A 12,809-nucleotide genomic window follows, 5' to 3' on the forward strand; every position below is an offset into this window, starting at 1 on the left:
GTAGCATGATGACATGAACGAGCGATCCGCCGCCAGCCCCGTCGAGGGTGCCGTGTCGGACGTGCGCGATGAAACCGGCTTCTCCGCGGACGGGCTCGCGCACGCCGCGATCTACGACGTGGAGGCCAGCGACCCGCGCAGCTCGCTGATCGACCGCAGTGGCGTCGCGCCGGAGGACCTCCGACAGATCGCGGCGCTCATGGGGGCGATCGGCGAGCTTCGGGATGCCGAGCAGAAGCTCTCGCTCGCCTCACGCCGGTACATGCGCCTCAACGACACCGACATGCGGGCGCTGCACTATCTGATCGTGTGCGCGAACAAGGGCGTGACCGCCACTCCCGGAGGGATCGCGACGCACCTGGGGATTTCGACGGCGTCCACGACGAAGCTGCTCGACCGACTCGAGCGCGGGGGCCATATCCGCCGGGCGCCGCACCCGACCGATCGGCGTGCGCTCGCGATCACCATCACCCCGGAGACCCGTCAGGCGGCGATGGACACGGTGGGCGCGCAACAGGCCAAGCGGTTCTACTCGGCCGCGCGATTGACGCGCGAGGAGCGCGATGTCGTGATCCGCTTTCTCGCCGACATGACGCAGGAGATCACGCTCCGGGATGAGCCATGGGCCCAGACCGGAGACGCGACCTCCGACTGAAACTCAGTGTGCGGCGTTGTACGCCTCGATGACGGGGGCGGGAATCCGCCCGCGCTCCGAGAGGCTGTAGCCGTTGTCATTCGCCCAGGCGCGAATGGCCGCGACCTCGGGATTCCTCGACGTCCGCTTGCGTGAACCCGTCGAACGCGACGAGGAGGACCCGCCGCCCGCGCGCCGGCCCGCGGAGATGTACGGCTCGAATGCCGCTCGCAATTCCTTCGCGTGATCGTCGTTCAGATCGATCTCGTAAGCCGTGCCGTTCAACGAGAAATGCACGGTCTCGCCTTCGCCCGCCTCCAGGACGGTGCCGTCGATGTCGTCGACCAGTTGATGCACAATTCTTTTCGCCATGGAAAAGACGATACCCGGCGTGGCGCAACGAAGACAATGCGAATTACCACGGATGACAAATGAGGGGGTGAAAAGCGCGCGCGGCGTCGTCAGGGCAACAGCCCGAAACGGCGGGCTTTCGCCACAGCGGCATGGCGCGTCGACGCATCGAGTTTCGACATTGCGGTGCCGAGATACGCCTTGACCGTTCCCTCTCGCAGGCCCAATTGCAGCGCGATCTCCGCATTCGTCGCCCCGAGGGCCGCGCAGGCGAGGACATCCGTCTCACGGCGGGAGAGATGCACGGTCGGAACGGGCCCGGTCACGGTCGTCGCCGCGTCGCCCGCGAGCGTCAGCAGCCGATGCTCCACCTGCGCGATCCGCGCACGGAGGTCGGGATCGTCGACGGCAGCGGCGATGCTCCGCAGCTCGGCGAAGCTCTCCCGCAGCTCCTCCCGCTGCGGCGTGGCCACAGTCTCAGCGGTCGGGTCGACAGCGCGCAGACGACGAGTCACCTCATCTCGGATCCGCAGCTCGTCCGCCACCGACTGCGCGACCTGCATCGCCGGAGCCGTGGTGACGCCGCCCTCCGGCGCGCGATCCCACGCTCCGGCGTAGAGGACGCCGCGCGGCCGCCCGCTCACGACGATCGGCAGCGCCAGCAGCGTGCGGAGGCCTTCGCCGAGCACGAAGACGTCGTAGTCGTGGGTGATCTGCTGCGATGAGCCGTAGTCGTTGGTCATGCGCGGACGCAGCTCGATCATGGCGCGTCCGCCGAGTCCTCGCTCCGGCCGGACCCGTAACCCGTCGAGGCTGTGAGTGCGGTTGCCGACGATGCTGGTGACGCTCACCACGCCCTCGTCGATGAGGCCGCCGAAGGCCACGGGGAACCGGGTGCGCTGAGCGAGCTCGCGCACCGCACGGGCGACGAGCTCGGTCTCGGATTCCATCCCGGTGGGAGCGCTCACGATTACCTACTTTCGGGGGTGACGACGCCGTTCCCCGTTTCGTAGCGTCGACCCTACCACTCGCCCGGTACCCCCGTGCGAGCCGACGAACATGTGGCAAGGAGGCCCCATGAGCGACCACACAACGGCCGATCCGGCGGGAGCGATCGATTACATCGCCGTCGAGCAGTCCTCTCGATTCCGCACTCTCAAACGGACGCAGCGATCATTCATTTTCCCGCTCGCGGCGTTCTTCCTCATCTGGTACTTCGTGTACGTCCTGCTCGCGGCATTCGCCACGGAATTCATGGCGCAGCGCGTGTGGGGAGACATCACGGTCGGCCTGCTGTTCGGGCTCGGCCAGTTCGTGACGACCTTCGCCATCACGATGGGATACGTCGCATTCGCGAATAGGCGGCTAGACCCGCTCGCCAGCGAGATCCGCGAGGATCTCGAGAAGGCGCAGGGTGACGCATGAGCGCCGTGCGCACGGCGAGCGAATCGCTCGCCGTCGAGAGCAACCCGATCCTGAACATCTCGATCTTCGTCGCTTTCGTCGCCGTGACGCTTTTCATCGTCATCCGGGCGAGCCGGAACAACAAGACGGCTGCGGACTATTACGCCGCCGGGCGTTCCTTCACCGGGCCGCAGAACGGATTCGCGATCGCAGGCGACTATCTCTCCGCCGCATCCTTCCTCGGGATCTGCGGGGCGATCGCCATCAACGGATATGACGGCTTCCTGTATTCGATCGGATTCCTCGTCGCCTGGCTGGTGGCGCTGCTGCTCGTCGCGGAGCTCATGCGCAACACCGGGAAGTTCACGATGGCCGATGTGCTGTCGTTCCGACTGAAGCAGCGCCCCGTGCGCATGGCCGCGGCGATCACGACGTTGGCGGTGTGCTTCTTCTATCTGCTCGCGCAGATGGCGGGGGCGGGCGGCCTGGTCTCGTTGCTGCTCGGCATCGACGGCCGAGTCGGCCAGTCCATCGTGATCGCCGTCGTCGGTGTGCTGATGATCGTCTACGTGCTCATCGGCGGCATGAAGGGCACGACCTGGGTCCAGATCGTGAAGGCGTTCCTGCTCATCGGCGGCGCACTCGCCATGACGATCTGGGTGCTCGCGATCAACGGCTTCAACCTCAACACCCTCCTGGAGGCGGCCGTAGCGAACTCCGACAAGGGCGACGCGATCCTCGGGCCGGGACTGCAGTACGGCGCGAACCCGTGGGACTTCCTGTCGCTGGGCATGGCGCTCGTGCTCGGTACCGCCGGGCTTCCGCATGTGCTGATGCGGTTCTACACCGTGCCGACGGCGAAGGAGGCCCGCCGTTCGGTCGTGTGGGCGATCTGGCTCATCGGCGGCTTCTACCTGCTGACGCTCGTGCTGGGCTACGGCGCCGGCGCCCTGGTGGGCGCCGACGTCATCGCCGCCGCCCCCGGTGGACCGAACTCGGCGGCACCGCTGCTCGCCCTGTACCTGGGTGGGCCCGTGCTGTTGGGCTTCATCTCGGCCGTGGCGTTCGCCACGATCCTGGCCGTGGTGGCCGGACTCACGATCACCGCGGCTGCGTCCTTCGCACACGACATCTATGCGAACGTCATCCAGAAGGGGAAGAAGGATGCCGCGGGCAACGCCGTCGAACCGGATCCGAACGGCGAGGTGCGCGTAGCCCGTCGCACGGTGGTCGTGATCGGCATCCTCGCGATCGTCGGCGGCATCGGCGCGCAGGGCCAGAACATCGCCTTCCTCGTCGCACTGGCCTTCGCGGTCGCGGCCTCGGCCAACCTGCCGACGATCCTGTTCTCGCTCTTCTGGCGTCGTTTCACCACCCGCGGCGCCGTGTGGAGCATGTACGGCGGTCTCGGAGCGGCCATCATCCTCATCGTGCTGTCGCCGGTCTTCTCGGGGTCGCCGACCTCGATGATCCCCGGCATCGACATCGTGCTCTGGCCGATGAACAACCCGGGCATCGTGTCGATCCCGCTCGGCTTCTTCCTCGGCTGGCTCGGCACCGTGACGAGCAGGACGAAGGAATCGCCGCAGCTCGCCGCCGAGATGGAGGTGCGCTCGCTCACGGGTTTCGGAGCGGAGAAGGCAGTGGACCACTGACCGACGCTGCGCCCTGACCGATCGCTCGTCGATCGCAGCCCGCGATCGCGTGGACCCCGGCGGCCTACACGCCGGGGTCCACGCCGTCTTGTCGGACCGCGATCACCCCTGGGATTCGAGGTCGAGCAGATACCGCTTGCGCTCGGGGTGCGCGCCGTAGTGACCCGGGGTTCCGTCCGCCCGCACGACGCGATGCACGGGGACGATGATCGAGAAAGGGGTGTGGCGGCAGGCGGTGCCCACGGCGCGGGCTGCTCCCGGGTGCCCCGCCAGAACCGCGACCTCGCCGTAGCTCAGCGTCTGCCCCCATTCGATCTCGCTGATCACCTGCAGCGCCGTCCGCGCAAAACCGGAGGTCAGGCGCCAGTCGAACGGCAGATGCTCATCGAAGCGCACCGGTACGCCGTCGAAGTAGTCGTCGAGGACGGAGGCCAGATCGTCGGCGGCACCGGGGTCGGGTTCGGGGGTTGCCTGCAACTGCTGGGCCACGTTCTCGAGCAGCCACGGAACCGAAGGGTCGGCCGCCTCGGAGAGGTCGAAGCGCACGATCCCCTGGTCCGAGAAGACCGCGAGCGCGTCGCCGAACGGCGTGGGGGCGAAGTCGTAGCGGAAGGTCATGGATCCATCCTGACGTTCTCTCGTCTGTCGCGTGGAGGAGTTCTGCGTGTGCGACGGCTTCAGTGGATCGATCTGGGCACCGACCCTGCGTGCAGAAGGAGTGAGTGGAGCATGCAGCCGTTCGCGAGGCCTGAAATGCCGTGAAACCCGCCAGGGATACCGCGGTCGCGGCGGGTCGCGCCTAATGTGTGAGTTGTGTGGCGACGAGAAGGCAAGGCTGTGGACGACGCAGCGAACGATGCCTCGGTGACCCTCGGGGAGCTGCACGACTCGGCATCGGGCGTGCAGGTCGCGCATGCCGCCGAAGCCGAGCGCACCCGTCTGCGGGCCGAAGCCGCCGATCTCGGCGGAGCATCGCCGCTCGTGACGTTCCGCGACACGGTCGAATCGGGCATCGACATCTCCAAAGCCCACCCCGGCAGCCTGCCGCAGTTCATCACCGGCAAGTCCACGCTGCTCTCGAATCTCTTCCGCGACGAGGTCGGCCTCCGCACCGCACGCCTCGCCGCCGAGCGGATCACCGCCAAGAACACCGAACTGCGCACGGTGCGCGGCATCGAAGCCGTGCACCTTGCCGTCGGCGTGGCCGGTTGGCGGATCGGAGGAGCGGACTTCGCCGCCCCCGTCCTCCTGCGCCCGCTCGCGATCCGCCGGCACCACTCCGATTTCGAGCTCAAGCTGCAGGGGTCGTTCGAGGTCAACCCCGAGCTCATCCGTATCGCTCGCGAGCACTTCGGCATCTCGATCGATGCCGCAGCGCTCGCCGCCCTCGCCTACGACGGCGGGATCTTCAAGCCGCAGCCCGTGATCGACAGCCTGCGGAGCATCACCCGCTCGATCGACACCTTCTCCGTGACGCCGCGGCTCGTCGTCTCGACGTTCGCCGACGTCGGCGGGGCCATGTCGCGCGACGCCGTGAACCTCGATCACGTCGTCCTCAACGCGCTCGGCGGCCATGTCGGCGACCGCGAGCAGGTCTCCGCGCGCCGCCCTGCGCCTCACCACACGGGTCCGGACGACCGCGCCCCCGCTTCCGACAACCTGCTCCTCGACGCGGATGCCGAGCAGGAGGCCGTGCTGGCCCGCATCGCCGCCGGTCACTCGCTGACGGTCGCCACCCTGCCGGGAACCGGCGGCACCCAGACCGTCATCAACGCGCTCGGCGAGCTCGTGCGCAACGGCAAGCGGGTACTCGTGGTGTCGGCCCGGCGCTCGACGCTCGACGGCGTGCGGCATCGCCTCTCCGGCATCGGCCTGGACAGCCTGGCCGTCTCGCCCGCGAGCGTCCGGCGGGATCTCGTCCGCGCCATCGGCCGGAACGAGAAGGCCACTGCGCCGAAGGTCAGCGACGTCGACGATGCGCTGGTACGGCTGCGCACGGTGCTGCGCGACTATCGGCGCGCCCTCACCGCGCCCGCCGTCGGCACCGACGCCTCCGTCCTGGACGCGACGCGTCACCTGACGCGGTTGGCGTCGCTCCCGCATCCGCCGTCCACCACCGCCCGGCTCAGCACCGAGACGCTGCGGCGTCTCGCCGGGGATCGGTCGGCCGCGGCATCCGCGCTCGCGCAGGCGGCACGCCTCGGGGAGTTCCGCTTCGGCCCTGACGACTCTCCCTGGTACGGCGTCACGTTCACGAGCACCGAGGCCGCACGAGCCGCGCATGAGCTGGCGGGGCGTCTGCACGCCGACAGCGTGCCCGCGCTCCTCGAGCGCGGCTACGCCCTGATCGCTCAGACTCACATGCGCCCGTTCTCGACGATCGACGAACTGGGAGAGTACCTGCGTCTCCTGCAGGGCATCCGCGACACCCTCGACCGGTTCAGCCCGACCGTCTTCGAGCGACCCCTGGGCGAGCTGATCCAGGCGCACGGGTCGCGGCGGGACTCTCCGGGCATGTCCGGCGCGAACCGCCGTCGTCTCCGCCGACTCGCCAAGGAGTATGTGCGACCCGGGGTGCACATCACCGAGATGCACGAGGCGCTGCTGCGGATCCAGGCGCAGCGGACGCAGTGGCAGCGCTGCGTCGAGGCCGGGGTCGCCCCGGAGATCCCCCTGGGGCTCGCCGACGTGTACTCGTCGTGGCAGCGCGTCGCCGCCGAGCTCTCCGAGCTCGACGCCGCCCTCGGCCGTCGCGAGCCGCTGGCGTCGCTTCCGGTGGCGCGACTGGTGCGTATGCTCGCGGGTCTCGCCGCGAAGTCCGACGTGTTCGACAACCTCGTCGAGCGCGCACAGTTGCGCGACCGTCTCGCCGACCTCGGACTGGAGCCCCTGCTGGCCGAACTCTCGGTGCGGCACGTGTCGGAGGCCCGCGTCGGCGACGAGCTGGAGTTCGCGTGGTGGCAGTCGCTCCTCGAACGAGCGCTGCAGGACGACCGCTCGCTGCTGGGTGCGAACACCGCCGTCGTCGACCGTCTCGAGCGCGACTTCCGTCTCGTCGACGAGGCCCACGCAGCGATGGCGGGGCCGCTGCTGGCGTGGCAGCTCGCGAACCAGTGGAAGATCGCCATCGTCGACGAGCCGCAGCAGTCGCAGCACCTGCGCAGCGCGCTCAAGCAGGCGAGCTCGACCACCGCCGAGATCGTCAGTGCTGCGCCGACGCTCGTCGACGTGCTCGCGCCGGTGTGGATCTCCTCGCCCTACCTGGTACCCGAGATCCCCGACTCCGTCGAGTTCGACACCGTGCTCCTGGTGGATGCCGCCGCCATCAACCTCGCGGAGGCTGCACCGGCCATCCGGCGCGCCCGCCAGGTGGTGGCATTCGGCGACCCGGTGACCCAGCGGCCCACCCCGTTCCACGTCGCGGTCGACCCTGACGCGACGTGGGAGGCGGAGGTGCCGTTCGACGCCGTGTCGGTGTTCGAGCGCCTCTCCGAGCTGCTTCCCGTGATGACGCTCACGCGCAGCTACCGCGCGGGCGGCGAGGATCTCGCCGAGCTGATCAACGACGCCTTCTACGGCGGCGAGATCGTGTCGCTGCCGTGGGCCGGGTCGTACCTCGGACGCGGCAGCCTGACCGTGGACTACGTCGAGGGCGGCACCGGCGCCCCCGATCCGATCTCGGGCGCGGTCGAGAGCCCCGACGCCGAGGTCGCCCGTGTGGTGACCCTGGTCGTGGAGCACGCCGTGCACCGCCCGGAGGAGTCGCTCATGGTCGTCACGGCCAGCCGGCGTCACGCCGAGCGCGTGCGTGCCGCCGTGACCTCGGCGTTCGCCGGGCGCTCCGACGTCGCCGACTTCGTCGGTCGCGACACCGCGGAGCCCTTCGCCGTGCTCACGCTCGAGGAGTCCGTGGCGGAGAGTCGCGACCGGGTCATCCTGTCGCTCGGCTTCGGCCTCACGAAGCACGGCCGGGTCCTCAGCGACTTCGGCGACCTGTCGACGCCCGACGGCGAGCGGCTGCTGACGGTGGGGATGACCCGCGCTCGGCGGTCCATGGTGATCGTGTCGTCGATCCGCCCGTCGGCTTTCGACGACGGGCGCCTGGAGTACGGCGCGGCGACGCTCATGTCGATCCTCGGCGGCCTCGCCTCGCGCGGACGCGACGCCCGCCTGGAGGACCTCGCCGATCCGCTGACCCTCGCTCTCGCGCGCGAGCTCCGCCGTCTCGGCGCGGCGGTCGACGTCGACTACCGCGGCCTGCTGCCGCTCGTCGCGCAGCACGGCGGCAAGGCCGTCGTCATCGAGTGCGACCCCGAGACCCGGGGCGAGTCGCTGCGCGAGACCCTGCGGCTGGGGCCGCACGTGCTCCGCCGACTCGGCTGGCACTACGTACGCGTGCACGCCTTCGATCTCTACAGCGACCCGGTCACCGCGGCGACCCGTATCGCCGGAGTCCTCGGCATCTCGCCGTCGGCTCCGCGCGCCGAGGACGACACGCAGCCGATCGACATCGTCGACCCGCGCAATGGCTGAGGAAGCCGACCACGACGGACAGCGCGAGCAGCGACAGAAGGTCGTTCGCGTCCCGGGCTCCCGTCGTGCGCGGCTGACGCCCGTGCGCGGATCCGACCCGGCGCCGGAGACGCCGGAGCGGCGGCAGCCACCGGCATCCGCTCCGCAGGGGCCGAAGGGTCCGAACGACGAGCGGATGCTCGGCGACGTGCCGCCGCACTACTGAGCGACGGGTCGCCGCCCGATGGAGATCACTCGCGGGCGCTGTTGCGCGCGAGCAGGTCGCGGATCTCGATGAGCAGCTCGGTCTCGGTCGCGGCGGCCGGCTCCTCCTGCGGCTCCTCGGCCGGAGTGCCCTTGCGCGCTTCGACGTGGGCCTTGAAGGTGTTCATGGGGAGCACGAAGACGAAGTACACCACGGCGGCCACGGCGAGGAAGCTGATCAGCGCCGAGATCAGGTCGCCGAGCGGGAAGGTGACCTTGTTGCCGTAGATATTGGTGACGGTGGGGCCGAACTCGCCGGCGGCGTCGGCCTCGAAGAAGAGGGCGACGAGCGGGTTGATGAGGCTGTTCACGACGGCGGTGACGATGGCCGTGAACGCGGTGCCGATCACGACGGCGACGGCCAGGTCGATCACGTTGCCGCGGAGCAGGAAGTCCTTGAAGCCTTTGAGCATGAGAGTTCTCCGATCGGTCGTGCGTCAGGAGGAGGTCGGTGCCGCAGCGGGCGCCGCGGTCGTGCTCGATGACGACTCAGACTTCGATGATGCCGAAGCATCCTTCTTCGCTCCAGAGCCGCCCCGCGAGTCGGTCCGATAGAAGCCGGATCCGTTGAAGGTCACTCCGATCGATCCGTACTGCTTGCGCAGCTCGCCTCCGCATTCGGGGCAGACCGTCAGGGCGTCGTCCGAGAAGCTCTGGACGGCGTCGAAGGCGTGGCCGCAGGAGCGGCAGGCATAGGCGTAGGTGGGCATGGGGGTCCTCGTCGGTCAGCGTCGCGTGGGCGACAGGAGAAGAGTCCGGGTCGGTGTCACGACACCGTTCACCGGCTGGTCGTGCACCTCGCTCGGCAGGGAGTCGAGCACCTCGGAATCATAGATCACGGCGTAGACGGGCGGGCACTTCTCCATCGAGCCGATCGTCTTGTCGAAGTAGCCGCGACCCCACCCCATGCGCATGCCGGTACGGTCGACGGCCGCTGCGGGGATGATCATGAGGTCGACGTCGTTCACGGCGATCGGCCCGAGGACCTCGCCGGTGGGCTCGGGCAGTCCGTACAGCCCCTCGGAGATCTCGTCGTCGTCGTTCGCGACGGCCCAGTCGAGGAGTCCGTCCGCGCGGGTCACGGGGAGCAGCACGCGGATGCCGCGGCGCACGGCCGCTTTCACGAAGTCCCTCGTCCCCGGTTCGGTCGTGGTCGACAGGAAGCAGGAGATGGATGCTGCGCCGAGTTCGGCGATCAGGTCGTCCAATCGTTCGGCGATGGCGGATGCGGCGCTCTCGCGCTGCGCATCGCTCAGCAGCTGCCGCCGCTCGCGGAGTTCCGCGCGGAGCGCGCGCTTCTCGTGCTCGACGTCGTTCGCCATGACTCAGAGTCTACGGCGGCGCGCCCGCTAGGCTGAGGGGATGGGCCACCAGAAGATGAAAGCCGTGATTCCCGCAGCCGGACTGGGAACGCGATTCCTGCCGGCGACGAAGGCGATGCCGAAGGAGATGCTGCCGGTCGTCGACAAGCCTGCGATCCAGTACGTCGTCGAGGAGGCGGCCAACGCGGGCATCGACGACATCCTGGTGATCATCGGGCGCAACAAGAACGCCATCTCGAACCACTTCGACTCGGTCCCCGAACTCGAGGTGAAGCTCATGGAGAAGGGCGACACCGGGCGCCTCGAGCGCGTCATGAAGTCGAGCGACCTCGCCGACATCCACTTCGTCCGCCAGGGTGAGCCCAAGGGGCTCGGCCACGCCGTGCTCCGCGCCCGCACTCACGTCGGAGACAGCTCGTTCGCGGTCCTGCTCGGCGACGACCTCATGGACGAGCGCGATCCCCTGCTGACCGAGATGATCGCCGAGCACGAGCGCACGGGGGCGGCGATCGTCGCGCTCATGGAGGTCGACCCCTCCAGCATCCACATGTACGGCGCCGCCGCCGTCGAGGAGCTCGACGGATCGGATGCCGTGCGCGTCACCGGTCTCGTCGAGAAGCCCGCTCAGGAGGACGCCCCGTCGAACCTCGCCATCATCGGGCGCTACGTGCTCCCGGCATCCGTGTTCGATGTGCTCGAGCGGACGGAGCCGGGCAAGGGAGGCGAGATCCAGCTGACCGACGCGCTGCAGGAACTCGCGACGGACCCCGACGGTCCGGGAGTCGCCGGCGTGATCTTCCGCGGCCGGCGCTACGACACAGGCGACCGCGTCGACTACATCAAGGCCATCGTCCAGCTCGCCTCCGACCGTGAAGACCTCGGTCCCGAGCTGCGCCCCTGGCTGAAGGACTTCGCGGAACGCCTCTAGGCGCGACGTGGGCGTCGGGGGCATTCTGATGGATCAGTCGACGGGGATGCGACACGGTCCGGTCGAACTGCGCCTGGTGCGGTCGCGTGACGCTCGATCGCTGCAGCACGAGCTGCTGTCGAACCGCGCCTGGTTGCAGCCGTGGGAGGCCACCGTGCCCCATGGCGCTGTGTCGTTCGACATGCGCCTCAGCATCCGTCGCCTCCTCCAGCAGTACCGCGACGGCGGAGGTTATCCGTTCGTCATGGAGTACGAGGGAGAGATCGCGGGTCAGCTCAACGTGTGGGGCGTCGCCCGCGGGTCGCTGTGCTCGGCGACGATCGGTTACTGGGTCAGCGAGCGCTTCGCCGGGCGGGGGGTCACGCCGACGGCCGTCGCGCTGGCGACCGACGCCTGCTTCACCGAGTACGGGCTGCATCGTATGGAGATCTGCATCCGTCCGGAGAACGCCGCGAGCCTGCGCGTCGTGCAGAAGCTGGGTTTCCGCTACGAAGGGCTGCGGCGCCGGTACATCCACATCGACGGGGACTGGCGCGATCACTACGCTTTCGCCCTCACCCGGGAGGACGTGCCGCAGGGGGTGCTCGCGCGATGGCTGAGCGGGCAGGTGCCGGTGCACGCAGCCGACGTGCCGCCGTCGGACCGCCTCTCGATCTGAGGCGGGATCACAGCGAATCCGCTCGCGACACGCGCCCGGACTGACCCCGCGCGCGGACGGTGTTCCCGTACCGTTGTCGACATGGACGGGCCGGTGCTGAGCGGAGGAGTGATCGTGCTCGTCGCCGTGCTCCTGTGGCTGCTCTATCTGCTTCCCTCGTGGCGCGGACGCTTCCAGTACGACGCGGCCGAACGGAACGCCGTCCGGCTGAATCAGGCTCTCCGAGTGCTGGCCGAGACCAGCGAGACGCCGGGGGAGGTGCGCCTCGAACTGAACGCGCGCACCGCACTCGCCCAGCAGAAGCTCGCCAAGCGGCTGCAGTCGGAGAAGGAGGCGGCGGAGCTCGCCGTGCTCCGCGAGCAGCTCGCCGCCGCCAAGGCCGACCCCGTCGTGAGACAGGCCCGCGCGCGTCGGCGGGTGCGCATCGCCTCCTCGTCTCTCGTGCTTCTCGGCGTCGTCGTCACCGGTGTCGGGGTCTGGCAGTTCATCGTCGCTCAGGCGCAGCTCCTGCTGTGGGTGGGCGGCGCTGCTGTCGTGATCGGCGCCGTTCTCCTGCAGCGCATGGCCTCGGTCGCCGGCCGTGCTGTCCGCCGAACGGTGCACGAGGAGCAGACGGTGCGTGAGCGGGTGTCGCCGCCCCTCCACGACCAGGGGCGCGCGACCTGGACTCCCCGTCAGCTTCCCGAGCCGCTCGTGTCGGTCGCGGGTTCCCGTGCCCAGACGGCTCGGGCGGAGATGGATGCTCAGGAGGAGCGTCGCAAGGCCGCCCGCCTGGCGGAGCTGCGCGAACGCGCGGAGCGCATGGCACCCCAGGCCCCGGTTCGCCTGCCCGCACCTCAGAGCGAGCCGGCGCCCGCCGCGGCGTCGCCGTACGCACGGATGGGCTTCGTCGACGATGCGGAGATCGAGGCGCACGTGCGGGAGCTCCTCGCGAAGAGGGCCGCGGGGTGACCCCGTGGACGCAGCCACCTCGTCGAGCGTGATAACGTAGTCAAGGTTCACGGGCCTATGGCGCAGTTGGTAGCGCGCCTCGTTCGCATCGAGGAGGTCAGGGGTTCGAATCCCCTTAGGTCCACCGTGA

The 12,809-nt window shown here is 69.2% G+C and carries 14 protein-coding genes and 1 tRNA gene; 9 read left to right on the forward strand and 6 right to left on the reverse strand.

Going from position 1 to position 12,809, the window contains the following annotated elements:
• Positions 1-13 precede the first annotated feature (13 nt).
• Complete coding sequence (locus tag RAC81_RS10610; protein ID WP_375082310.1) at positions 14-655, forward strand: MarR family winged helix-turn-helix transcriptional regulator; 642 nt, start codon at positions 14-16, stop codon at positions 653-655.
• Between the two features lie 3 nt (positions 656-658).
• On the opposite strand, the gene RAC81_RS10615 is transcribed toward RAC81_RS10610, so the two are convergent.
• Entirely contained in the window at positions 659-1,006 is a 348-nt protein-coding gene (locus RAC81_RS10615; protein WP_375082311.1) for an Lsr2 family protein, read from the reverse strand.
• Between the two features lie 89 nt (positions 1,007-1,095).
• The gene (locus RAC81_RS10620; protein WP_375082312.1) at positions 1,096-1,953 is read right to left on the reverse strand and encodes a LuxR C-terminal-related transcriptional regulator; all 858 of its coding nucleotides are present in this window, start codon (positions 1,951-1,953) and stop codon (positions 1,096-1,098) included.
• Between the two features lie 109 nt (positions 1,954-2,062).
• Here RAC81_RS10620 and RAC81_RS10625 point away from each other — a divergent pair, with 109 nt between their 5' ends.
• Together RAC81_RS10625 and RAC81_RS10630 are read left to right on the forward strand one after the other, a co-directional pair.
• Positions 2,063-2,410: a DUF485 domain-containing protein gene (locus tag RAC81_RS10625; RefSeq protein WP_375082313.1), complete on the forward strand. Its 348-nt coding sequence runs from the start codon at positions 2,063-2,065 to the stop codon at positions 2,408-2,410.
• Positions 2,407-4,044 carry a cation acetate symporter gene (locus tag RAC81_RS10630; protein ID WP_375082314.1) on the forward strand — a complete coding sequence of 546 codons (1,638 nt, stop codon included), beginning with the start codon at positions 2,407-2,409 and terminating at the stop codon, positions 4,042-4,044. The genes RAC81_RS10625 and RAC81_RS10630 overlap by 4 nt, the downstream gene beginning before the upstream one ends.
• A gap of 102 nt (positions 4,045-4,146) precedes the next feature.
• Here the strand turns inward: RAC81_RS10630 and RAC81_RS10635 are convergent, their stop codons facing one another.
• The gene (locus tag RAC81_RS10635; protein ID WP_375082315.1) at positions 4,147-4,662 is read right to left on the reverse strand and encodes a methylated-DNA--[protein]-cysteine S-methyltransferase; all 516 of its coding nucleotides are present in this window, start codon (positions 4,660-4,662) and stop codon (positions 4,147-4,149) included.
• A 219-nt stretch (positions 4,663-4,881) separates the two neighbouring features.
• Here RAC81_RS10635 and RAC81_RS10640 point away from each other — a divergent pair, with 219 nt between their 5' ends.
• Entirely contained in the window at positions 4,882-8,577 is a 3,696-nt protein-coding gene (locus tag RAC81_RS10640) for an AAA family ATPase (RefSeq protein WP_375082316.1), read from the forward strand.
• Positions 8,570-8,782: a hypothetical protein gene (locus RAC81_RS10645; protein WP_375082317.1), complete on the forward strand. Its 213-nt coding sequence runs from the start codon at positions 8,570-8,572 to the stop codon at positions 8,780-8,782. The genes RAC81_RS10640 and RAC81_RS10645 overlap by 8 nt, the downstream gene beginning before the upstream one ends.
• Before the next feature lie 25 nt (positions 8,783-8,807).
• Here RAC81_RS10645 and mscL read toward each other — a convergent pair whose 3' ends face one another.
• Genes mscL through RAC81_RS10660 form a run of 3 tightly spaced genes read right to left on the reverse strand, consistent with a single transcriptional unit; the run spans position 8,808 to position 10,142 of the window.
• Complete coding sequence (gene mscL, locus RAC81_RS10650) at positions 8,808-9,233, reverse strand: large conductance mechanosensitive channel protein MscL (RefSeq protein ID WP_341933798.1); 426 nt, start codon at positions 9,231-9,233, stop codon at positions 8,808-8,810.
• 24 nt (positions 9,234-9,257) lie between these two features.
• On the reverse strand, positions 9,258-9,530 hold the full coding sequence (locus RAC81_RS10655; RefSeq protein ID WP_375082318.1) for an FmdB family zinc ribbon protein: 273 nt from the start codon (positions 9,528-9,530) through the stop codon (positions 9,258-9,260).
• Between the two features lie 15 nt (positions 9,531-9,545).
• Complete coding sequence (locus RAC81_RS10660; protein WP_375082319.1) at positions 9,546-10,142, reverse strand: 5-formyltetrahydrofolate cyclo-ligase; 597 nt, start codon at positions 10,140-10,142, stop codon at positions 9,546-9,548.
• Positions 10,143-10,182: 40 nt separating this feature from the next.
• Here RAC81_RS10660 and galU point away from each other — a divergent pair, with 40 nt between their 5' ends.
• The 4 genes from galU to RAC81_RS10680 all read left to right on the forward strand — a co-directional run bounded on the left by galU (position 10,183) and on the right by RAC81_RS10680 (position 12,803).
• A complete protein-coding gene (gene galU / locus RAC81_RS10665) occupies positions 10,183-11,070 on the forward strand; it encodes a UTP--glucose-1-phosphate uridylyltransferase GalU (protein WP_375082320.1) in 888 nt (295 codons plus the stop codon).
• Between the two features lie 28 nt (positions 11,071-11,098).
• The gene (locus tag RAC81_RS10670; RefSeq protein ID WP_375082321.1) at positions 11,099-11,728 is read left to right on the forward strand and encodes a GNAT family N-acetyltransferase; all 630 of its coding nucleotides are present in this window, start codon (positions 11,099-11,101) and stop codon (positions 11,726-11,728) included.
• 81 nt (positions 11,729-11,809) lie between these two features.
• Positions 11,810-12,679, forward strand: coding sequence for a hypothetical protein (locus tag RAC81_RS10675; protein WP_375082322.1), 870 nt, complete (start codon positions 11,810-11,812; stop codon positions 12,677-12,679).
• Between the two features lie 51 nt (positions 12,680-12,730).
• Positions 12,731-12,803 (forward strand) — tRNA-Ala (locus RAC81_RS10680).
• Positions 12,804-12,809 lie beyond the last annotated feature (6 nt).

The organism is Microbacterium sp. CR_7 (assembly GCF_041954755.1).
Lineage (GTDB): Bacteria > Actinomycetota > Actinomycetes > Actinomycetales > Microbacteriaceae > Microbacterium.

Coding starts and splice junctions, on each gene's coding strand:
- RAC81_RS10610 (WP_375082310.1), top strand. CDS start 14: ATGAACGAGCGATCCGCCGCCAGCCCCGTCGAGGGTGCCGTGTCGGAC.
- RAC81_RS10615 (WP_375082311.1), bottom strand. CDS start 1,006: ATGGCGAAAAGAATTGTGCATCAACTGGTCGACGACATCGACGGCACC.
- RAC81_RS10625 (WP_375082313.1), top strand. CDS start 2,063: ATGAGCGACCACACAACGGCCGATCCGGCGGGAGCGATCGATTACATC.
- RAC81_RS10630 (WP_375082314.1), top strand. CDS start 2,407: ATGAGCGCCGTGCGCACGGCGAGCGAATCGCTCGCCGTCGAGAGCAAC.
- RAC81_RS10635 (WP_375082315.1), bottom strand. CDS start 4,662: ATGACCTTCCGCTACGACTTCGCCCCCACGCCGTTCGGCGACGCGCTC.
- RAC81_RS10645 (WP_375082317.1), top strand. CDS start 8,570: ATGGCTGAGGAAGCCGACCACGACGGACAGCGCGAGCAGCGACAGAAG.
- mscL (WP_341933798.1), bottom strand. CDS start 9,233: ATGCTCAAAGGCTTCAAGGACTTCCTGCTCCGCGGCAACGTGATCGAC.
- RAC81_RS10655 (WP_375082318.1), bottom strand. CDS start 9,530: ATGCCCACCTACGCCTATGCCTGCCGCTCCTGCGGCCACGCCTTCGAC.
- RAC81_RS10660 (WP_375082319.1), bottom strand. CDS start 10,142: ATGGCGAACGACGTCGAGCACGAGAAGCGCGCGCTCCGCGCGGAACTC.
- galU (WP_375082320.1), top strand. CDS start 10,183: ATGGGCCACCAGAAGATGAAAGCCGTGATTCCCGCAGCCGGACTGGGA.
- RAC81_RS10670 (WP_375082321.1), top strand. CDS start 11,099: ATGGATCAGTCGACGGGGATGCGACACGGTCCGGTCGAACTGCGCCTG.
- RAC81_RS10675 (WP_375082322.1), top strand. CDS start 11,810: ATGGACGGGCCGGTGCTGAGCGGAGGAGTGATCGTGCTCGTCGCCGTG.